This is a genomic window from Streptococcus sp. ELY_137, assembly GCF_058314515.1.
In genome coordinates this window covers 1-21,973 of sequence record NZ_JBZFUL010000003.1, presented here as the reverse complement: position 1 = coordinate 21,973, position 21,973 = coordinate 1, and the positions used below count along the sequence as shown (strand labels likewise).

Below are 21,973 nucleotides of genomic sequence, written 5' to 3'. Positions count from 1 at the left end.
TCATTGCGTTATCATAAAATAAAATGATCGTACAGCTGAAGGAGTTTGATTAATGATTACCGATAACACTTTAACCCATCGCTATTACCGTGCCCTTGTTGAACGAGACATACAATTTGATGGCATCTTTTTTGCAGCTATCAAAACGACAGGTGTCTTTTGCCATGCGACTTGCCGTGCTAGAAAACCCAAATTTGAAAATTGTCTTTTTTATCGCACTGCTGAAGAGGCCTTGCTTGCGGGATATCGTCCCTGTAAAATCTGCTGTCCTTTGTCTTATCCCCAACAAATACCTGATGATATAAAGGTTTTAGTGGATGCGGTAGAAAGCGACCCAGAAAAACATTGGCGGGAAGAAGACTTTAGAGAGCTGGGGTTACATTCTGCTACAGCAAGACGAAAATTTAAAGATTATTATCACATGACCTTTGTGCAGTATGCCAGATCTCGTCGAATGGGATTAGCTTTCAAAGAAATCCAAGAAGGCTCAAAAGTTATTGACCAGCAGCTAGCAATGGGTTACCAATCATCTAGTGGCTTTAATGATGCTTTTACGAAAATTATGGGGAACCCTGCTAAAAAAACGGATGTTATAGTTATCACCGCCTCTTTTATCATGACTCCAATAGGTCGCATGCTTGCTCTTGCTGATGACAACTATCTTTACCTCTTAGAATTTGATAATCGCAGGGGCTTGGAAAAAGAACTTGAAAAATTGCGTCGGCAACAAAATGCTCGTATCATTCATGGTCACAACATGATCTTAGAGCAGTTAAAAAAAGAATTAGAGGACTATTTTAAAGGGCTTTCTGCTGATTTCACAATTCCACTATATCAAAGAGGGACAGGCTTTCAGCGTTCAGTTTGGAAACTGCTGCAGGAAATTCCTGTAGGTGAAACAAGGTCTTATAAGGATTTGGCCCTGTCTCTAGGTGGTTCTGATAAAGTAAGGGCAGTTGGGAATGCCAACGGTGCCAATCAAATTTCAATTTTGATTCCTTGCCATCGCGTCATTGCTGCAAATGGTGATTTAGGCGGTTATGGCGGTGGTATTGAGCGTAAGCGATACCTTTTGGAATTGGAACAAAAAATAATAAGTAGTAAGCATTAGGAAACAGAAAAAAGGGGGAATCATGACGAAAACAATTTATATAGCCGGCCTTGGACTGATTGGCGGTTCAATTGCTCTAGGCATCAAACGTGGTCACCCTGACTACACTGTTTTGGGCTACAATCGCTCAGATAAATCTCGTAACGTTGCTCTGGAGCGCGGTATAGTCGATGAGGCAACAGCAAATTTTGCTGAATTTGCACCAAGAGCAGATATCATTATTCTAGCTGTTCCCATTAAGCAAACGATTGGTTTTATTAAGGAATTAGCTGAACTGAGACTTAAGGACAATGTGATTATCACAGATGCCGGCTCAACTAAGAGAGATATCGTTGCTGCTGCTGAATCTTATTTAGCCAATTGTCCAGTCCAATTTGTAGGTTCTCATCCTATGGCTGGTTCACATAAATCTGGAGCTATTGCGGCGGATATCAACCTCTTTGAAAATGCTTATTATATCTTCACGCCTACTGCTTTAACCCGACCGCAAACGATTGTTGACCTAAAGAAGATATTAAGTGGTCTGCATGCGCGTTTTATTGAGATAGATGCTGAGGAGCATGACTGTGTGACGAGTCAAATTTCCCACTTTCCCCATGTTTTGGCTGCCAGTCTTATGGAGCAAGCTGGGGATTATGCGCAAGATCATGAGATGACGAATCATTTTGCTGCTGGTGGTTTTCGGGATATGACTCGGATTGCTGAAAGTGAACCTGGAATGTGGAGCAGTATTCTGCTGACTAATAAAGAGGCCGTTCTCGGTCGGATTGCTGACTTTAAACAACGCTTGGATACAGTAGCAGATCGTATTGAAAAAGGCGATGAAGAGGCAATTTGGCAATTTTTTAATCAGGCTCGCTTGACCCGTAAAGCTATGGAAATCCATAAAAAAGGTGGGGTAGACAGTGGTTTTGACCTCTATGTTACCATTCCCGATGAAGAAGACAGCATTTTAAGAGTTATGGAACTGCTGCGTGGCATTTCCGTCATGAATATTCGTATCAATGAGGAAAACCGAGAAGATATCAATGGTATCTTACAGATCACCTTTAAAAATCAAAAAGACCAAGAACAGGCCCTGATTCTTATTAATAAAGGTTCAGACTATACAGTAACGATAGATTGAGGAGAAAACAGAAATGACTGCAAATATTTATGACTTAGCCAATGAACTTGAACGTGGCATTCGTGCGCTACCGGAATACCAAACTCTAGTTGACCAGAAAGCCCAAATTGATGCTAATGAGGAAGCAAAAACTTTATTTACAGAGTTTTCAGCCCTTCAAGAACAACTTTACACTGCTATGCAGTCTGGTCAAATGCCTAGTGAATCAGATCAAAAAAAGATTGAAGAACTTGGACAAAAGCTTGAAGGCAATAGTCTTTTGAAATCTTATCTTGAGGCACAGCAAGCTCTGTCAGTTTATCTTAATGATATTGAGAAAATTGTCTTCTCGCCTCTAAGGGATCTAAATTAGCGAAGGAAATACTAACTTATATAAGAAAAGGGAGTGGGATCAACCCAAAAATAACAAAAGGGCTATCAACAAATGTTCATTTTTAGTTGTTGCCTGAAACAGTCTAGCCTCAGACTGTTTTTAACACTTGCTTGCTTTGCCAGTTCTATTTCCCGAGGTTGAGACAAAAGTTCTCAGCCTTATTTATTGGTCAATTTTATTTGCTAGGCGCAGTGGTTGGTTGGATATCCTTATCCCCTGCTATACAAGTGATAGCGGCTATCCTAACCAACTGTAAAAGTAGAGATAAGACGAACAGTAGCCACCCCATAAGGTTCGGGGAGCCTTTGGAGATTGAAAATGAGATGAACGATGTTCATTGCAGTCGTTTAGGTTTTTCCCTTTGATCTTGTGGTACAAGGAAAGCCAGCCAGCAGTGGTTCAGTGGTGCTAAAGCAACCAATGACCTGTGTAGGGGTAAGAGTTTATTCTAAAACAAAAATACTGGACGAGTTTCGCCCAGCTTCTTTTGCTACAGAGCCCCCTTATCTGGCTCACAGATCTTGGTCGAGAAGAGTGATCAAGATCTGTGATACCTATTAAGACAGGAAAAAGTTAAGGCTATTTAATATAAAAGGTCTGATCTTTCAAACTAATTTCTTGAACCTTTGCAAATTTTTTCAGTTTTTTTAAGTCCTCTGGATGGCTAATAAAGGTGATTACTGTACCATTCTTACCCATTCGCCCGGTGCGTCCTGACCGGTGGGTGTAGACATCTTTATTCCGAGGAAGATCGAAATTGATAACGGTTTCTAGATTCTCAATGTCAATACCACGTGCTACTAGATCTGTAGCCAATAGCAAGGAAATCTCCTGATTTTTGAAGCGCTCCAAGATAATTTTTCGGAACTTGACATTAACGTCGCTAGCCAAAGAAACGGCAGAAGCACCATTAAATTGTAAGCGTTCTTCACTGGCTCCTAAGTCGGAGAGGTTATTGAAAAAAACCAAGGCTCGAAATTCGGGAATATTGGACAGCTTGCGCAGGATTTCTAGGCGTTGACGTTTATCTACTTGGAGATAATAGTGATGAATATTGTCTAGACTTTGATCACTCAGATTGATCTCCAGAGTATCCTCAGCCAGCTCCTGCCGATCAATTTTAGACGTCGCACTCATGTAAATCATCTGGTGCTGGCGAGGGACATAGTGGGAAATCTTACTGACAAATTGGTATTGGGAATCACTAAGGAGTTCGTCAAACTCATCCAAGACGATGGTGTCTACATTCATCATCTTGATTTTTTTCAGCCTGATCAATTCTAAAACTCGTCCTGGAGTGCCAATTAAAATCTGCGGTCCCTTTTTGAGGCGTTCAATCTGTCTTTTTTGACTGGAACCAGAGATGAAAAGCTGGGCGGAAATCTTTACAGGTTCTGCCCAGTCTTTGACAACCTCAAAAATCTGTCCAGCCAACTCAGTGTTTGGTGCTAAAATTAAGACTTGTTGACTTTTCAGTCTATCTATTTTTAAGAGGAGCGGCAGAAGGTAGGCTAGGGTTTTTCCCGTTCCAGTTGGGCTGATTCCTAAAAAGTTAGCACCGCTCTTTATCGGCTGAAACGCTTGCTTCTGGATAGATGTCCAATCAGTGATATCTTTTTGCTGACACTTTTCTTGCAGTACTAGTGGGAGTTTGATGGTCATTATACTTCCTTTATTCTTTAATGTCGGCTTTAATTATACCATCTTTTAGGGTATAATAGGGAAGTTGATTTTTAATTAAAAGTTTTGGAGAAAAGCATGCGCAAAAAAACGATTATTATTGGCGTCACTGGTGGTTCTGGTGGTGGAAAAACCAGTGTTTCACGAGCGATTTTAAATCACTTTCCCGATTCTAAAATTGCGATGATTGAGCATGATTCCTATTATAAGGATCAGTCTCATCTGACCTTTGAAGAACGAGTTTCAACTAATTACGACCATCCTCTGGCTTTTGATACTGACCTTATGATTGAACATATCAGAGAACTACAGGCGGGGCGACCAGTAGATATACCGATTTACGATTATACCCAGCATACACGCAGTGAGCAAACCTATCGGCAAGAGCCGCAGGATGTTTTTATCGTGGAGGGGATTCTAGTATTAGAGGATGAACGCTTGCGAAATCTCATGGATATTAAACTTTTCGTTGATACAGATGATGATATTCGTATCATTCGCCGTATTAAACGGGATATGGAAGAGCGCGACCGCAGTTTAGATAGTATCATTGAACAATATACCAGTGTGGTCAAGCCCATGTACCACCAGTTCATTGAGCCGACAAAGCGCTATGCTGATATTGTTATCCCAGAAGGAGTATCAAACCTTGTGGCTATCGACCTTATCAATACTAAGATTGCCAGTATCTTGGGTAACTAACTATTAACAGCGGACAAGGTGCGATCTTATTGGAAAGCTGTTAACTTTAGAGACCCTCTGTCTGTTAAACGGTTTGTGATAGCTATACACACCTTCGCACCTAGATGTTTGAAATATTTGCCAGTCGCTAGCTTTATTTTGGAACTTTTATCGAGATATAATTATCCGATTTTTCAGAAAATTTCTAAAAACACTTGACTTTCCTTTTAGAATAGGATAGGATATTAAGCAAGAAACATCGAAGGGAAAAAGTCAAATGATCTCACAACCTATGACAGTCTTGTTGTTGAGGAATGAGGGCTAGTGCAAAAGCATTAGTCCTGTTTGGCTTACCAAGCGGGATTCATGAAAACATCTCGCTTGGTGCGAGGTGTTTTTATTTATCTTATTAAAAAAACAGGCCAGTAAGCATCTCATCCTTAAAAAGTACCAAAAGGGTGAAAATAAGGGTAAATTTTAATGAACTTAATTTCATACGGAGAGCTTAAGGTGCGTTTTACTGATTTATTAAAAAGAGAGGTAAGTCTATGCATAAAGTAGAATTTCTTGACACCACCCTGCGCGATGGTGAACAAACTCCAGGGGTTAACTTTTCAGTAAAAGAAAAGGTAGCTATTGCTAAGCAGCTGGAAAAATGGGGCATTTCTGCTATTGAAGCAGGATTCCCTGCAGCTAGTCCGGATTCTTTTGAAGCTGTTAAACAGATTGCAGCTGCCATGACAACTACAGCTGTAACAGGTTTGGCTCGTTCAGTTAAGTCGGATATTGATGCTTGCTATGAGGCCTTGAAAGATGCGAAATATCCTCAGTGCCATGTCTTTATTGCGACAAGTCCTATCCATCGTGAATTTAAGCTGAAAAAATCTAAAGAAGAAATTTTGGACGTCATTAAGGAGCACGTTTCCTATGCTCGCCAGTATTTTGATGTCGTGGAGTTCTCACCAGAAGACGCCACACGAACGGAGCTGGATTATCTTTTGGAGGTAGTACAGACTGCCGTAGATGCTGGAGCAACCTACATCAATATTCCGGATACTGTGGGGTTCACGACACCGACCGAATTTGGACATATTTTTGAATACCTCATTGAAAATATCAAGTCTGATCGCGATATCATTTTTAGTCCCCATTGCCATGATGATCTCGGTATGGCTACAGCCAATACCTTGGCTGCTATTAAAAATGGAGCCGGTCGAGTTGAAGGGACTATCAATGGTATTGGAGAGCGAGCAGGGAATGTAGCGCTAGAGGAAGTTGCAGTAGCCCTTAATATTCGTAAAGATTATTTTAATGTAACTAGCGATATTATTCTTAATGAAACAGTGAATACTTCTGCTATAGTATCGCGCTTCTCAGGTATCCCTGTACCTAAAAACAAAGCTGTGGTCGGTGGCAATGCTTTCTCTCATGAATCTGGCATTCATCAAGATGGTGTGCTTAAGAATCCATTGACCTATGAAATCATTACCCCTGAGCTGGTTGGGGTTAAGCAAAGCTCCCTGCCGCTTGGTAAGTTGTCAGGCCGTCATGCATTTGTTGAGAAACTCAAAGAGTTGGAGCTGGATTTTGCTGAAGAGGAAATTACCACCTTCTTTGCCAAATTTAAAAAATTAGCAGATAAGAAGCACGATATCCGAGATGCAGACATCATCGCCCTAGTGGAAGGCAACGATGTTGCTAATCCGGAAGGCTTCCATTTTGATGATCTGAAATTAACCTCAAACAATGATGATACTGTAACAGCCGTCGTAACCATGACCAACATCGACGACGAGCAGGTTGATGTCGTTGCTAATGGCAAGGGTTCTGTTGAGGCCGCCTTTAATGCTATTGATAAGTTCTTTAATCAAACCGTTAAACTACTCAGCTACAGTATTGATGCCATCACAGATGGTATTGATGCTCAAGCTCGTGTTTCAGTTTCTGTTGAGAATGTTGATACGGGTACGATTTTCAACGCCTCTGGTATTGATTTTGATGTTATGAAGGCTAGTAGTATAGCTTATGTGAATGCCAATGTCTTTGTTCAAAAGGAAAATGCTGGAGAAATTGGCCGGCGTCTGTCAGAAAAAGACATGTAAAAGGGAGATAGTATGACGAAAAACATTGTAACTCTAGCTGGTGATGGTATTGGTCCTGAAATTATGGCTGCCGGATTGAAGGTTCTTGAAGCTGTTGCTCATAAAATAGACTTTGCTTACAACATTGACGCTCAATTCTTTGGTGGTGCTGGCATTGATGCTAAGGGGCAGCCATTGCCGGAAGAGACCCTTGCAGCCAGCCGTCAGGCAGATGCTATCCTCCTAGCTGCTATTGGTGCCCCTCAATATGATACAGCACCTGTCCGACCGGAACAGGGGTTATTAGCCCTGCGTAAGGAGCTTAATCTATTTGCTAATATCCGTCCGGTAAAAATTTTTGATGCGCTCAAGCATCTATCTCCTCTTAAACCCGAGCGTATTGCAGGTGTTGATTTTGTTGTAGTACGCGAGCTGACGGGTGGAATCTACTTTGGGGAACACATTCTTGAGGAAGCAAAAGCGCGTGATATCAATGATTATTCAGAAGAAGAAATCCGTCGTATTCTGCGCAAAGCCTTTGATATCGCACGAAACCGCAGTAAAAAAGTAACCAGTATTGACAAACAAAATGTGCTTGCGACCTCTAAGCTTTGGCGTAAAGTGGCTGATGATCTTGCCAAAGATTATCCTGATGTTAGGCTGGAGCATCAGTTAGTGGACAGTGCAGCCATGCTGATGATTACTGATCCTGCCCGCTTCGATGTGGTTGTAACGGAAAATCTGTTTGGTGATATTCTTTCTGATGAATCCAGTGTCCTACCTGGGACACTTGGTGTTATGCCATCGGCTAGCCATTCAGAAAATGGTCCTAGCCTCTATGAGCCCATCCATGGGTCAGCGCCCGACATTGCTGGTCAGGGGATTGCTAATCCAATCAGCATGATTTTATCTGTCGCTATGATGCTGCGGGATTCTTTTGGTGAGATAAAGGGGGCCGATATGATTGAAGCAGCAGTAGATAAGACTCTTGCTCAAGGTATTTTTACGCGTGATTTAGGTGGTAATGCCGATACGGCTCAGATGACAGCCGCCATTATCGCTAACCTGTAAAAGTATGGTTATTGTTACTGTTGCTGGCCTCTTATTGGCATGGAACATCATTGCTTTTATTCTTTACGGTTTGGACAAAAGGCGTGCTGTAAGAGGGGACTGGCGAATTTCTGAAAGGAGCTTGCTCTTTATGAGCTTAACAGGAGCAGGCATCGGCTCCTATCTAGCTGCCAGACTCTTTCGTCACAAAATCTTAAAATGGTATTTTAGAATTTGTTGGTATTTGGGACTGCTTATTGACGCAGTGATTATTTATGTCCTATGGAGTATGTAAAATGAGTGGAAAATCAATATTTGATAAGGTATGGGAACGTCATGTCATTACGGGACATGAAGGTGAGCCCCAGCTGATGTATGTGGATCAGCATTATATCCATGAAGTAACTAGTCCCCAGGCCTTTGATGGCCTGCGCGAAGCTGATCGTCAAGTGCGCCGGCCGAATTTGACTTTTGGAACCTTTGATCATAATGTGCCGACAGTTAATATTTATGATATTCGTGACGCTATTTCCAAAGCCCAAATGGATGCCTTGGCGCGTAATGTTAAAGAATTTGGGATTCCCCACGCCCCTCATGGCTCCGAAAATCAGGGGATTGTCCATATGGTTGGGCCAGAAAGCGGCCGTACTCAGCCTGGGAAGTTTATCGTCTGTGGTGATAGCCACACAGCTACTCATGGCGCTTTTGGTGCCATTGGCTTTGGTATCGGTACGACCGAGGTTGAGCATGTTTTTGCGACCCAAACCATCTGGCAGGTAAAGCCTAAGAAACTTTTGGTCCGCTTTATCGGGAAGCCGCAAAAGGGCGTTTATTCGAAAGACTATGTTCTAGCTCTTATTGCCCAGTATGGGGTAGCCGTCGGTGTCGGCCATGTTGTTGAGTATGTTGGTGAAGCCGTAGAGGCTTTGAGCATGGAAGAACGTATGACCATCTGCAACATGTCTATTGAATTTGGCTCTAAGATGGGGATTATGAATCCAGATCAAACTACTTTTGATTACGTCAAGGGGCGTCCAGAAGCACCTCAAGGTGAAGATTTTGAAGCAGCTGTAGCGGATTGGAAGACTTTAGTATCAGATCCTGATGCTAAATATGACAAAATCATTGAGGTGGATGTTTCAGAGCTTGCCCCTATGGTAACCTGGGGCACTAATCCATCCATGGGTGTGGCTTATGACCAACCTTTCCCTGAGATTCGTGATATGAATGATGAGCGTGCCTATAATTATATGGATCTTAAACCAGGTGAACACATTAAAGATATTGAGCTCGGGTATGTTTTTTTGGGTTCTTGTACTAACGCCCGTCTCAGCGACCTCAAGGTAGCGGCAGATTTTGTTAAGGGTAAACATATTGCTCCGAATCTAACGGCTATTGTGGTTCCAGGGTCACGGCCAGTTAAGCGAGCGGCAGAAGATCTAGGTCTGGATAAAATTTTTATGGATGCTGGTTTTGAATGGCGCGATCCAGGCTGTTCGATGTGTTTGGGGATGAACCCTGACAAGGTCCCATCTGGAGTTCATGCAGCATCAACCAGCAACCGTAACTTTGAGGATCGTCAGGGTGTAGGCGCTAGAACTCATCTCTGTAGCCCTGCTATGGCGGCTGCAGCTGCAATTGCAGGTCGTTTTGTCGATGTCCGTCAACTTCCAGAAGCACAGTAAAGGATGGGCTGGCTAAAAACCAGCAAATAATAAATTTATGGAAAAATTTACAGTCTATACAGGGACAACAGTTCCTTTAATGAATGATAATATTGATACTGACCAAATACTTCCCAAGCAATTCCTCAAGCTGATTGATAAGAAAGGTTTTGGTAAGTACCTCATGTATGAGTGGCGTTATCTAGATGATAACTACACAGAAAATCCGGACTTTGTATTCAACACTGCCCCCTACCGCAAGGCGACAATCCTGATCACAGGGGACAACTTTGGTGCTGGGTCATCGCGTGAGCACGCGGCCTGGGCCTTGGCTGATTATGGTTTTAAAGTGATTATCGCCGGCTCATTCGGTGATATTCACTACAACAACGACCTCAACAATGGAATTTTGCCTATCGTTCAGCCACTTGAGGTTCGCCAAAAACTAGCAGAACTGTCTCCGACGGATGAAGTGACGGTTGATCTCTATGAACAAAAGATCAATTCCCCCGTCGGTGAGTTCAGCTTTGGGATCGATGGTGATTGGAAACACAAACTCCTAAATGGGCTGGACGATATCGGTATTACACTTCAGTACGAAGAGTTGATTGCTGAATACGAGAGAAATCGTCCGAGTTACTGGCAAGGTTGAATCAGAATTGGTATTTGAAAATTCAGAAAATTACTTGAAAAAGGACCTGTTTCATGCTAAAATGGTCAGGTCGATAATTGATTTAGATGGAGAAACTATTTTATGACTAAACATGTTCAATGGGATGGAAGCCTTAACCAAGAAGGCCTTGAAATTCTTAAAGGCGATGGTGGTTGTATTGTAACCCCAACAAAGGTTGGTTACATCATTATGACCAGTGATAAGGCTGGTTTGGAACGCAAGTTTGAAGCTAAAAACCGTAATCGCAATAAACCAGGAGTTGTCCTTTGCGGCAGTATGGACGAACTTCGTGCTCTTGCACAATTAACACCTGAAATTGAACGCTTCTACCAAAAACATTGGGATGAAGATATCCTTCTGGGTTGTATCCTTCCATGGCGTGAAGATGCTTACGCTAAGCTCCAAGCCTTTGGTGATGGGCGTGAAGAGTTAATGACTGACAGCCGTGGTACCTCATGTTTTGTCATCAAGTTTGGTGTTGCAGGTGAGCAGATTGCCAAAGAAATGTGGGAAAAAGAAGGCAAGATGGTTTATGCCTCATCTGCTAACCCATCAGGTAAGGGTAACCGCGGTAAAGTCGAAGGAATTGGTGAACGCATTGAATCGTCAGTCGACTTGGTTATTGAGGCTGATGACTATGTAGCTTCAATCCAACCGGATAAGACAATTGAAACCCGCTATGAACAAGGAGTCATGGTGTCTATGGTGGATAAAGATGGTAAGTTGATCCCTGAACAAGGTGAGGGCAGTCGCTCAATTGACAACTGTCCTGTCGTTATTCGCAAAGGTCTGGACATTGATAAGATCATGATGAACTTATCAGATATCTTTAACTCATGGAATTATCGCCAAGGCGAATATTATTAATTAGATTTACACGAACCTTTTCACGGCAAGTAAAATGAAATTGGGAAATTCACCAGTGGATTCTTGGAAATTCTAGGTGGATTTTTCTTTTTCACTCAGTTGTGCCGTTTGAGTTTAATTGAATAAGATAGCAATAAGGACTTTGCTGGGGACAATTTCCGACAGAAAAATAGAAGCCCTTTGGAAATTTTGATTTTTGAGACAGACTATTTTTGCAAGGGAATTTATTTTAAATTTAATAAAGTAGGACATGACGTCCTTAAAAAGCAAAAATAAGAAATAAGACAGCCTTATTAAGCTCATAAAGCAATGATATAAAAGCATTATGGCTGTCAAATTTTAGTGTCTTTACTGAAGGGGGATTATTTGCTGATCTAGTGTCAAAACTAAAATTCAAAGGCTCGATTTTCCTGTCTAGCGCCAGCAGGTTTCAAGAGTTTTCCTTTTCTTTTGCACCTCTAAATTCGCTCGGCTCAGTCTTTTTTGGTATAATAACCCTATGACAAATGTAGAAAAAAAATCACAATACGATTTACTTTTAGCGCAGTTAGAAGCCTTATTAGAAGGTGAAACTAACGCCCTTGCTAATCTGGCCAACGCCTCGGCTCTCCTGCGTCAGGGACTGCCTAACTCGGTCTTTACGGGATTCTATCTGTATGATGGTAGTGAGTTGATTTTAGGCCCTTTTCAAGGACATGTTTCCTGTGTTCATATCGCTCTTGGAAAAGGGGTTTGTGGCGAAGCTGCTCAAAAAAATGAAACTTTGCTTGTTCAAGATGTAACCAAGCATGCTAATTATATTGCTTGTGATTCGGCTGCCATGTCAGAAATTGTTGTTCCCATGTACCATAAGGACCGCTTATTAGGTGTTTTAGACCTCGACTCTTCGCTTGTCAGTGATTACGATGAAATTGATCAGGACTATCTGGAGAGGTTTGTTGCCATTCTTGTGGATAAGACAGAATGGGATTTTGCCATGTTTGGAGTTGGAAAGTAATGTATCAGGCGCTTTATCGTAAATACCGCAGCCAGAGCTTTGGTGAACTAATTGGACAAGAAGTAGTGGCAACAACGCTTAAGCAGGCCGTAGCTTCTGGGAAAATCAGCCATGCTTATCTCTTCTCAGGTCCCCGCGGAACCGGTAAGACCAGTGTTGCTAAAATTTTTGCTAAGGCCATGAATTGCCCTAATCAGGTGGATGGCGAGCCCTGCAACACCTGTGATATCTGCCGCGATATTACAGAAGGCAGTTTGGAAGATGTCATTGAAATTGATGCCGCTTCTAATAATGGTGTTGATGAGATTCGGGAAATTCGCGATAAGTCAACTTATGCGCCGAGCCGAGCAACCCACAAGGTCTATATTATTGATGAAGTTCACATGCTTTCAACAGGGGCTTTCAATGCTTTACTTAAGACTTTAGAGGAGCCGACTGAGAATGTTGTCTTTATTCTAGCTACTACGGAATTGCATAAGATTCCCGCAACTATTCTGTCTCGAGTTCAGCGTTTTGAGTTTAAGGCTATCAAACAGGTAGCTATCCGTCAGCATCTGTCCGATATTTTAGAGCGTGAAAAGATTGCCTATGAACATGAAGCACTGACACTGATTGCCCGCCAAGCTGAGGGCGGGATGCGGGATGCTTTGTCAATTCTGGATCAAGCCCTAAGCTTATCTACTGACAACCAAATAACTGAAGCTATTGCCGAGGAAATTACAGGCAGTGTCGGCCAGCAAGCTCTAGATGATTATGTCGCTAAGTTGGCAGAGCACGATAGTTTAGCTGCTTTGGAAAACTTGCAAGTCATTTTTGACAGTGGTAAGAGTATGAGTCGCCTCGCTACAGACCTGCTAGGTTACCTACGAGACATACTTATGGTTCAGGTAGGAGGAGAGGTTCAACGAACTAGCCGAGTCTTTCAGGCTAATACAGCTCTTCCTCAAGAACGTGTTTTTGCTATGATTGAGACAGTAACAGACTATCTGCCTGAAATTAAGAATGGCACCCAGCCTAAGATCTATGCAGAAATGCTAACGATGAGACTAGCTGAACATGTCCAACATTCTGATAGGACTGACATCTCAGAAGAGTTAGAAGTCGAACTTAAACAGTTAAGACAAGAAGTTGCCCAGCTCAAGGAGCAGGTAGCTCAAGCAGACACGGCTCTTCCTGCTTTGATTAGTAAGCCCAGGGTTAAGACAAGCTTCACCTTTAAGGTTGATAAGGCTAAGATTTTGACCATAATGGAAGAAACTGTAGCAGATAGTCAACAGTCTCGCCAGTATTTGGATGCTTTAAAAAGCTCTTGGAATGAAATTTTGGATTCTATTGGTCCGCAGGATAGAGCTTTGTTGCTGGGATCGGAGCCTGTTTTAGCCAACAGTGAGAATGCAATCTTAGCCTTTCAGGCTGCCTTCAATGCTGAACAGGCTATGAAAAGGACAGATTTAAATACTGTCTTTGGCAATATCATGAGTCAGGCTGCCGGCTTCTCGCCCCAAATCATGGCAGTGCCAAAAGCTGATTTTGAAGAAATTCGTACAGAATTTGCTCAAAAAATGCGAGGTTCAAAGGAAGAAACAGCAGTAGAAGAAGAAACTCCGCAAGAAGGACTTATTCCGGATGGTTTCGAATTTCTCTCTGGCAAGATTGATATTGAAGAAGATTAAAAAGGAAGGATATTGTCACTAAATAGTTATAATTTTCTTTCTGTGCAAAAAACCACCCAGTTGGATGGTTTTTTGCTATAATGAAGTATATGAATAGATTACAGTTTACCAGCATGGCTTTATGGTGTGCACTGGAAAGCTATTTTTTCAGTGATGCTCTGCTGACAGGACATTTTTGGATAGCTGCCTTTTGGGCTTTCCTACTAATACGTAATTTACAAAATGCCTATCTGGCTGATCGGCTCCTTAAAGAATTGCTCAAGTCCCTTCCTAAGTCTCCCAAGAAGAAAGACTGATTTCACCAGAATTTAGGACTTTGTCTTTGCCATTATCCAGTTGTACGACTAGCTGTCCACTGTCTGTAAGGTCACGAGCTAGGCCTGCATAGCTAACATGATTTTCTACAAAGGACACTCGTTTACCTAGAACGAGTGATTTTTCTTTATAGACTTTGAGGAGATCTTTTTCTGGCGTTTCAAAGAAGGTCTTCCAAATTTCCCCAATCAGTTGGTTTCGACTAATGTCAGGCTGGCTGGTAAAAAGGCTGCCGGCTTTTTCAGTCAGATCAGCTGGAAACTGGGGGACAAAAAAGTTTAAGCCAACACCGATGATAACATCAGTTACTAAACCTGTCTCAATAGAGGTAATAGCTTCTGTTAAGATACCTGCTAGTTTTTTTTGCTCTAGATAAATATCATTAACCCATTTAATTTGGCAGTTCTTGCCACTGAGCCTAGAAATAGCTTTGACAATACTCGCAGCTGTCATGAGAGTGTAGGCTGGTGCTTTGTCATAAGTAATATTAGGCTGGAGGTGGAGAGACATGTAGATACCACCATTTTCTGGGGAGAAGAAGGGACGTTCAAAGCGGCCATGTGCAGATTGTTGATTAGGGGCTATATAAAGAGCGGGGGAAGATTGTCCCTTTTGTATCCCTTCTTTAGCATCCTCCTGAGTGGAAGCGGAGTCTTCTTTAAGGTGGACAGCTATTCCCGTTGCTTGTGCGATGACCTCTGGTAGAAGTAGATCACCCTGAACTAGGTGATAGCCTCGGGTTTTTAAGGAATCGATAACTAGTCCCTTGCTCTCAAGAGTTTTGATAGATTTCCAAACGGCTGTCCGAGAAACAGCTAGCTTCTGTGCTAGCTGTTCGCCACTGATGAAATTATTATTTTGTGCTAATAATAAATTATAGAGCTTTTCATAAGTTTTCATAGAATTTCCTTCGTGGTTGATTGTCTGATGTATTTCAGTTTATTTAAAATAGTTAAGAATTATTCATTTGATACTCTGACTCTCGGTCTCTATTTTCTATGATTGTATCATAAACCGGTTAGTCTTAGAAGCTGTTTTAAGTCATTAAATAAAGTTATTTAGTGAGTATTGTGAAAAAAAATAGGAACTTCCTGTCTTTTGTGATAAAATGATGGAGTTAGTGAGTCCCGAAAAGGTGGCCTGAGGATTTCTAAGTTATAGCTTAGCAGCTGTTGTACGTTATCAGGGCCAGTTCTTTGTAACTCGACAAAAAAGAGTGGGACAAAAATCGGTCAATCGTAATAAAATTGCGATTTCGATTTTGTCGTCCCACCTCCGCACAGTTGATTAGTATAGCCACTATCTCTTGCAAGGCAAGGGATAAGGACGTCATTCAACTACTGCGTCAAACTGTTATATCTCAATTAATTTATGGAGGCAGGACTTTTGTCCCAGCCCCTTTAGGAAATTGAAATATCAATATTTCAGTTTGGCTTGCCGTCTCTAAAAGTGATGAACGGTGAGTGTTTCACATTTTATAAGGGGGGACATTTTTATGTCAGAACGTAAACTTTTCACGTCTGAGTCTGTATCGGAGGGGCATCCAGATAAGATTGCAGACCAAATTTCAGATGCTATTTTAGATGCTGTTTTAAAGCAGGATCCAGATGCTCACGTGGCAGCTGAGACAGCAGTATATACAGGCTCCGTCCATGTTTTCGGAGAAATATCGACGACAGCCTATATTGATATCAACCGAATCGTGCGTGAGACTATCGCTGAAATCGGCTATGATAAAGCAGAGTATGGCTTTTCCGCTGACTCTGTTGGAGTTCATCCATCTTTAGTAGAACAATCTACTGACATTGCTCAAGGGGTCAATGAGGCCTTGGAAGCCCGTCAAGGTCAGGAAGATGATCTGAACTTGATTGGTGCTGGTGATCAGGGCCTGATGTTTGGATTTGCGGTCAATGAAACACCTGAATTCATGCCCTTACCAATTTCACTTTCTCACCAATTGGTAAGGAAATTAGCAGAACTACGTAAATCAGGTACAATTGCTTACCTTCGCCCAGATGCCAAGTCTCAGGTCACAGTAGAATACGATGAAAATGACCAGCCAGCACGTATAGATACAGTGGTTATTTCCACGCAACACGACCCAGAAGTCAGCAACGAGCAAATTCGCCAAGACGTTATTGAACAAGTCATCAAGGAAGTCATCCCTGCTAAATACCTGGATGAGCAAACTAAGTTTTTCATCAACCCAACAGGCCGCTTCGTTATTGGCGGGCCTCAAGGCGACTCTGGTCTGACAGGCCGTAAAATTATTGTGGACACTTACGGTGGTTACTCCCGTCATGGTGGCGGTGCTTTCTCTGGCAAGGATGCGACCAAGGTAGACCGTTCTGCTTCTTATGCCGCTCGCTATATTGCTAAAAATATTGTGGCTGCTGGTTTGGCTGATAAAGCGGAAGTTCAACTAGCTTATGCTATCGGCGTTGCTCATCCGGTATCTGTCCGTGTTGATACTTTTGGTACGGCTATCGTATCAGAATCAGCTTTGGAAAAGGCAGTGCGCCAAACTTTCGATCTGCGTCCAGCAGGTATTATCCAAATGTTAGACCTCAAGCGTCCGATTTACAAACAAACTGCTGCCTATGGTCACATGGGACGGACCGATATCGACCTGCCATGGGAAAAATTGGACAAGGTTGAAGCCTTGAAAGCTTCCATCAGTCAATAGTATTAGCGGCAAAGTTCCTTCGGCGGAGCTTTGCCTTTTCTATTCAGACTTATTGTCAAAAACCTTAATCTTTGCTATAATAAAAAGGTTGAATTCAAGGATATAGAAAGAACACATAGGGTATGCGAAAAATTATTATCAATGGTGGTAGGCCACTGTCTGGTGAAGTGGCTGTATCAGGAGCGAAGAATAGTGTTGTCGCTTTGATTCCAGCCATTATCCTAGCAGATGATATTGTAACATTAGATGGTGTGCCTGCTATCAGTGATGTGGACAGTCTGGTAGAAATCATGGAAATCATGGGGGCTAAAATCAAGCGAGAAGGTGATACACTTGAAATTGATCCCCGCGGTGTCGAAGATATGCCTATGCCTTTTGGCAAAATCAATAGTCTGCGGGCTTCTTACTATTTCTATGGCAGTCTGCTAGGACGTTTTGGACAGGCCGTGGTCGGCTTACCGGGCGGCTGCGATTTAGGTCCCCGCCCTATTGATCTGCACCTCAAGGCCTTCGAAGCCATGGGGGCTAGTATTTCCTATGAAGATGAGGCTATGCGCTTGGCTACTAGCGGTCAGCCCATGAAAGGTGCCCATATCTATATGGATACCGTTAGTGTCGGTGCCACTATCAATACTATGCTAGCGGCTGTCAAGGCGCAAGGTCGGACTGTTATCGAAAACGCTGCGCGTGAACCTGAAATCATTGATGTTGCTACTCTACTTAACAATATGGGAGCGCGAGTCCGCGGTGCTGGTACTAATATGATTACTATTGATGGTGTTGAGCGTCTAGGCGGAACTCGTCATCAAGTTATTCCTGATCGTATTGAAGCTGGAACTTATATTGCTATGGCAGCGGCTATTGGTGAGGGCATCCGTATAACCAATGTTCTTTATGAGCATTTGGATAGTTTTATCTCGAAGTTGGAAGAAATGGGCGTCCGCATGGTCATTGATGAAGATGCGATCTTTGTTGAAAAGCAAGAAGGCCTCAAGGCTATTTCTGTTCGAACAGCACCTTATCCCGGATTTGCAACTGACTTGCAGCAGCCGATTACACCGCTCTTGTTAACTGCTGACGGTCGTGGAACGATTCAGGACACTATATATGAAAAAAGGGTCAACCATGTTGCTGAATTAGCACGTATGGGAGCAGATATTTCTGTACTTGGTGGTCAGATTGTCTATAATGGACCAAGTCAGCTGACAGGTGCTGCAGTCAAGGCCACCGATTTGCGAGCAGGAGCTGCGCTGGTGACTGCTGGCCTTATGGCAAAGGGAAGGACTGAGATTACCAATATTGAGTTTATCCTACGTGGCTATGCCAATATTATTGAAAAGTTGAGAGCCTTAGGTGCTGATATTGCTTTAGTAGAAGAATAAGAGAAAATCTGATTCATTTTAATAATGGGTCGATTTTTTATTATCTTGACTAGTAATAAAATAGTCCAGAAAATGTTGTCAAAAATCCAGATTTTTGACAGATGGCCTAGGAAGTCATAAAATACATTATACCTAGGAGGTTAAGATGGTTATGCATGGCTGCAAAGCTCATATGTGCATTGTTCTAATCTCAGTATTTTTAAAGGAGGAAGTGTAAAATGAATATTTTTATCATTGGTGCTAATGGCAGGGTTGCTCAAGGGTTGACTCAACAATTGCTAAAAGATGGTCACACTATCTATGCTGGTGTAAGGGATGTTAGCAAACTTCAGGTGGCTGATAGAGTTATTCCTATTTCATTTGATCTGCATGATGATCCTGATGTGATGGCTGAAAAATTTAAGGATATGGATGCTGTCTATTTTATGGCAGGGTCTCGTGGAAAGGATCTCTTGCAGACAGATGCTTTCGGTGCTGTCAAGTCTATGCAGGCTGCCCAACAAACTGGCGTCAGGCGCTATATCCTTCTGAGTTCCTTGTTTGCGACAGAACCTGAAAAATGGCATCAAACCGGTCTTGATCAACTGACCAACTATAATATTGCGAAATTTTTTGCAGATAATTATCTTATAACGCAGACAGATTTAGATTATACAATTTTACAGCCAGGCGGACTGGTTGAAGAGGCAGGGACAGGACAAGTAGATCTAGCTCCGAACAAGGTCGGCAGCAATCCGATTCCAGATGTTGCTTCAGTTTTAGCTAAGCTGCTTCAGTATGATAATACTATCGGTAAGGTTATCCAAATGACACAAGGTCAGGTTGGCTTAGAAGAAGCTTTGAAAAAGCTCTAAGCGGCTGGGAACCCCCAGCATATATCAATGATGGTCCGTTGTGTATTGATTGTAGAATAATCGTTTAATGGTTTTCATAGGCAGGAGGAAGAATGAAAACGAACCAGTTTGATGAGATTGTTTTAGGGTGTAAATCTATACGCATCTATGACGAGGCAGTAAAAATTTCCCGCAACGAGATACTAGATATGCTTGATGAGGCTGCAACAGCTCCGTCTTCTGTTAACATGCAGCCATGGCGTTTTATTGTTATCGATAGTCAAGAAGGAAAGCAACAGTTATCTCCTCTTCTAAAGACCAATCAAATCCAGAATGAAACTTCTTCGGCTATGGTTTTGATCTTTGGTGATTTACAATGCTATCGATACGGTGAAGAGATCTATAATAAAGCAGTAGAAGAAGGCAAGATGTCTAAAGAAATTCGTGATTCCCAATTAGACAGAATCATTCCGTTTTATCAAAGCTTGGATCGCGATACTATGACCAGCATTGTCAAAATTGATGCCAGTCTAGCGGCTATGCAGCTAATGTTAGTGGCACGTGCCCATGGTTATGATACTAATCCTATTGGTGGATTTGAAGCTGATCAGCTGGCACAAACATTCGGTTTAGAACAAGAACGCTATGTCCCAGTAATGATTCTAGCTCTTGGAAAAGCCAAAGAGCAAGGGCACGAATCTGTTCGTCTTAAGGCTGAGCAGATTACAGAATTTAAGTAGATCTGCCCAAAAGATTAGAAAGAAGACAAGATGAAACTGTCAGTATTGAATTTAGTGCCCTTGCGCCAAGGGCAAACTTACAAGGAAGCTATAGATGATATGGTTAACTTGGCACAAAAGCTAGAAAATTTAGGTTATAACCGCCTTTGGATAGCTGAGCACCATAATATGAAAAGTATTGCTTCCAGCGCCACGGTACTCCTCATGCAACATGCCCTAGCCAATACCACCAGTATTCGTATTGGTTCCGGTGGGATTATGCTCCCTAACCACAGTCCTTACATTGTGGCCGAGCAGATTGGTACCTTAGCTACTCTTTATCCTAGCCGATTAGATCTGGGGTTAGGACGTGCACCGGGAACTGATATGGTAACGGCTAGGGCTCTGCGCAGAACTGATGATCTTAATCCTCATTTTGCAGAGGACGTGGCTGAGCTGGCAGGTTATTTTAGAGATACGAACCCTGTTCATGCCTATCCAGCAGCTGGTTTAACCGTTCCCTTCTATATTCTCGGCTCAAGCACAGATAGTGCTTACCTAGCTGCTAAATTAGGGCTGCCCTATTCTTTTGCTTCTCATTTTGCGCCAGCTATGATGGAGGAAGCAGTAGCTATTTACCGCAGAAATTTTAAGCCATCAGAAGGCCTGGCTGAGCCTTATGTGATATTAGGAGCCAATGCAGTACTAGCCGACAGTGATGAAGAAGCCAAGCGTCTGGCTACTACTCAGCTGCAGTCTTTCCTTGGTATTATTACAGGTGATCCCAGTGGGCTTCTCCCTCCGCTTGAAGACGAGGAAGCGGTTTGGCAGGACTATATTCAGGCAACTAAGGTTCCGCACTTTGGACCGATAGCGTTTGAGCGTAAGGATATTATTCATCGTGAGAAATTAATTGTTAAACAGATGTCGCAGATTTCTCTTATCGGCAGTCCAGAGACAGCTTCCAAACAGCTGAACCAACTTAGAAACAGGGTGGACTTTGACGAGCTCATTGTCAATAGTTATATCTATGACCAGAAGGCTCAGGGCCATTCTTTTAAACTGTTAAAAAGTATGGTCGATACATTTTAAAATCAAAAAAACCACCTAAGTCTGTGAAATGACTTAAGGTGGCTTTTTGATTGACATTACTGCCGAGGAAACGGTGCTTGCTGCTGTGGATCCTGAGGCTGATCAAAGTTCTTAAGTGAAACCAGATAAATGATACCAGCGATGATAATGCACAGATCAGCAAAAAATCCCAAAATAAACCCTGCCGGAAATGCCACAATGAACAAAATATGAGCTGCTAGGGGGACATTTTTATTTGCTTTAAATTTAACCGTAGCAATAATTCCCATCACTAGAGCGGCAATTCGAATGATATAAGTGGGGAAAGAAAGAAATACTACCCCACTTTTTGCCAACTGTTCTGCATCATTTCCGTTCATTAAGATATAGACAGTTAGAATCCCCGTACAAATACAGGCAATAACTCCCCCAATCACCCCCAGCAAACCATTAGCCTTAGCCAAGGTGCGTAGACCATTTGTGGATGTATTCATATTAAAACTCCTTAAAATTTTATTATAGCTAGTTTAGCAAATTTATTAGTCAAAATCAATGTAAAGTTAAGGTATAATAAAGATTTTCCCAGTATAGCTGGAGCACTACAGCTAGCTCAAAATAACACGACCAACTTGGTTTGCCCTCTAGATTGTTTATAGAAGAGGTGACAGCAAGCAGTAACAGATTTAGGTTTATAAACCGTTGCTTATCAAGTTAGCTGTGCTGTCAGCTTCAGAATTTTGTGCGTGTCTCTTTCCTTTATCATTTAGAATTAACACCAAGTGATAACCTCTTAAAAAATTAGATAGTAGAGAATGAACACTTCTATTGACCAAACTATCTCAATGTAGTAATATACTTTTTGTAACCCCAATTTGTAAAATTAAGCTAGACAGAAAAAAGCCATTTATGTTAGGCTCAGATAAACACCACATTTGTCTGAGAGGAACTACCATAAATGACCTACACCCATCTTACCACAAACGAACTCGTA

21 protein-coding genes are annotated in these 21,973 nt (G+C 42.1%); 18 read left to right on the top strand and 3 right to left on the bottom strand.

The genetic code is table 11. The features are described from left to right. Positions 1 to 52 precede the first annotated feature (52 nt). The 3 genes from AC4HAO_RS03230 to AC4HAO_RS03220 are packed head-to-tail and all read left to right on the top strand — an operon-like array spanning position 53 to position 2,589. Positions 53 to 1,111 carry a bifunctional transcriptional activator/DNA repair enzyme AdaA gene (locus AC4HAO_RS03230; RefSeq protein ID WP_491093007.1) on the top strand — a complete coding sequence of 353 codons (1,059 nt, stop codon included), beginning with the start codon at positions 53 to 55 and terminating at the stop codon, positions 1,109 to 1,111. 19 nt (positions 1,112 to 1,130) lie between these two features. Then, on the top strand, positions 1,131 to 2,237 hold the full coding sequence (locus tag AC4HAO_RS03225) for a prephenate dehydrogenase (RefSeq protein WP_491134662.1): 1,107 nt from the start codon (positions 1,131 to 1,133) through the stop codon (positions 2,235 to 2,237). Between the two features lie 13 nt (positions 2,238 to 2,250). After that, positions 2,251 to 2,589, top strand: coding sequence for a YlbF/YmcA family competence regulator (locus AC4HAO_RS03220; RefSeq protein WP_491093006.1), 339 nt, complete (start codon positions 2,251 to 2,253; stop codon positions 2,587 to 2,589). Positions 2,590 to 3,189: 600 nt separating this feature from the next. Here the strand turns inward: AC4HAO_RS03220 and AC4HAO_RS03215 are convergent. After that, positions 3,190 to 4,272: a DEAD/DEAH box helicase gene (locus AC4HAO_RS03215; protein ID WP_491134567.1), complete on the bottom strand. Its 1,083-nt coding sequence runs from the start codon at positions 4,270 to 4,272 to the stop codon at positions 3,190 to 3,192. Positions 4,273 to 4,368: 96 nt separating this feature from the next. On the opposite strand from AC4HAO_RS03215, the gene udk reads away from it, so the two are divergent. From udk to AC4HAO_RS03165, 10 genes are all read left to right on the top strand, one after another. Continuing rightward, on the top strand, positions 4,369 to 4,992 hold the full coding sequence (gene udk / locus AC4HAO_RS03210) for a uridine kinase (protein WP_447451204.1): 624 nt from the start codon (positions 4,369 to 4,371) through the stop codon (positions 4,990 to 4,992). A gap of 527 nt (positions 4,993 to 5,519) precedes the next feature. Further along, positions 5,520 to 7,073 (top strand): 2-isopropylmalate synthase, encoded by a 1,554-nt coding sequence (locus AC4HAO_RS03205; RefSeq protein ID WP_491134566.1) that lies wholly within the window; start codon positions 5,520 to 5,522, stop codon positions 7,071 to 7,073. Between the two features lie 12 nt (positions 7,074 to 7,085). Further along, a complete protein-coding gene (leuB, locus tag AC4HAO_RS03200) occupies positions 7,086 to 8,123 on the top strand; it encodes a 3-isopropylmalate dehydrogenase (protein WP_491134565.1) in 1,038 nt (345 codons plus the stop codon). Between the two features lie 4 nt (positions 8,124 to 8,127). Then, a complete protein-coding gene (locus AC4HAO_RS03195; protein ID WP_491093001.1) occupies positions 8,128 to 8,397 on the top strand; it encodes a DUF1294 domain-containing protein in 270 nt (89 codons plus the stop codon). A gap of 1 nt (position 8,398) precedes the next feature. Then, complete coding sequence (gene leuC / locus AC4HAO_RS03190; protein WP_491093000.1) at positions 8,399 to 9,787, top strand: 3-isopropylmalate dehydratase large subunit; 1,389 nt, start codon at positions 8,399 to 8,401, stop codon at positions 9,785 to 9,787. A 37-nt stretch (positions 9,788 to 9,824) separates the two neighbouring features. Beyond that, positions 9,825 to 10,418, top strand: coding sequence for a 3-isopropylmalate dehydratase small subunit (gene leuD / locus AC4HAO_RS03185; RefSeq protein ID WP_491092999.1), 594 nt, complete (start codon positions 9,825 to 9,827; stop codon positions 10,416 to 10,418). A 102-nt stretch (positions 10,419 to 10,520) separates the two neighbouring features. Further along, positions 10,521 to 11,306 (top strand): L-threonylcarbamoyladenylate synthase, encoded by a 786-nt coding sequence (locus tag AC4HAO_RS03180; protein WP_491092998.1) that lies wholly within the window; start codon positions 10,521 to 10,523, stop codon positions 11,304 to 11,306. Between the two features lie 499 nt (positions 11,307 to 11,805). Further along, positions 11,806 to 12,303, top strand: coding sequence for a GAF domain-containing protein (locus AC4HAO_RS03175; protein ID WP_447451211.1), 498 nt, complete (start codon positions 11,806 to 11,808; stop codon positions 12,301 to 12,303). After that, positions 12,303 to 13,976 carry a DNA polymerase III subunit gamma/tau gene (gene dnaX / locus AC4HAO_RS03170; protein ID WP_491134564.1) on the top strand — a complete coding sequence of 558 codons (1,674 nt, stop codon included), beginning with the start codon at positions 12,303 to 12,305 and terminating at the stop codon, positions 13,974 to 13,976. The genes AC4HAO_RS03175 and dnaX overlap by 1 nt, the downstream gene beginning before the upstream one ends. Before the next feature lie 80 nt (positions 13,977 to 14,056). Then, a complete protein-coding gene (locus AC4HAO_RS03165) occupies positions 14,057 to 14,272 on the top strand; it encodes a DUF3272 family protein (protein WP_491092996.1) in 216 nt (71 codons plus the stop codon). Here AC4HAO_RS03165 and birA read toward each other — a convergent pair. Continuing rightward, entirely contained in the window at positions 14,247 to 15,191 is a 945-nt protein-coding gene (gene birA / locus AC4HAO_RS03160) for a bifunctional biotin--[acetyl-CoA-carboxylase] ligase/biotin operon repressor BirA (protein WP_491134563.1), read from the bottom strand. The genes AC4HAO_RS03165 and birA overlap by 26 nt on opposite strands. Before the next feature lie 595 nt (positions 15,192 to 15,786). On the opposite strand from birA, the gene metK reads away from it, so the two are divergent. From metK to AC4HAO_RS03135, 5 genes are all read left to right on the top strand, one after another. Continuing rightward, positions 15,787 to 16,977 carry a methionine adenosyltransferase gene (metK, locus tag AC4HAO_RS03155; RefSeq protein ID WP_491134562.1) on the top strand — a complete coding sequence of 397 codons (1,191 nt, stop codon included), beginning with the start codon at positions 15,787 to 15,789 and terminating at the stop codon, positions 16,975 to 16,977. A gap of 122 nt (positions 16,978 to 17,099) precedes the next feature. Beyond that, positions 17,100 to 18,359: a UDP-N-acetylglucosamine 1-carboxyvinyltransferase gene (gene murA / locus AC4HAO_RS03150; protein WP_491092993.1), complete on the top strand. Its 1,260-nt coding sequence runs from the start codon at positions 17,100 to 17,102 to the stop codon at positions 18,357 to 18,359. A 218-nt stretch (positions 18,360 to 18,577) separates the two neighbouring features. Beyond that, positions 18,578 to 19,213, top strand: a complete 636-nt coding sequence (locus AC4HAO_RS03145) for an SDR family oxidoreductase (RefSeq protein ID WP_491134561.1) — start codon at positions 18,578 to 18,580, stop codon at positions 19,211 to 19,213. 92 nt (positions 19,214 to 19,305) lie between these two features. Further along, positions 19,306 to 19,932, top strand: a complete 627-nt coding sequence (locus AC4HAO_RS03140) for a nitroreductase family protein (protein WP_491134560.1) — start codon at positions 19,306 to 19,308, stop codon at positions 19,930 to 19,932. Positions 19,933 to 19,962: 30 nt separating this feature from the next. After that, a complete protein-coding gene (locus AC4HAO_RS03135) occupies positions 19,963 to 21,003 on the top strand; it encodes an LLM class flavin-dependent oxidoreductase (protein ID WP_491134559.1) in 1,041 nt (346 codons plus the stop codon). Positions 21,004 to 21,059: 56 nt separating this feature from the next. Here AC4HAO_RS03135 and AC4HAO_RS03130 read toward each other — a convergent pair whose 3' ends face one another. Further along, positions 21,060 to 21,476, bottom strand: coding sequence for a hypothetical protein (locus AC4HAO_RS03130; protein WP_491092989.1), 417 nt, complete (start codon positions 21,474 to 21,476; stop codon positions 21,060 to 21,062). Positions 21,477 to 21,973 lie beyond the last annotated feature (497 nt).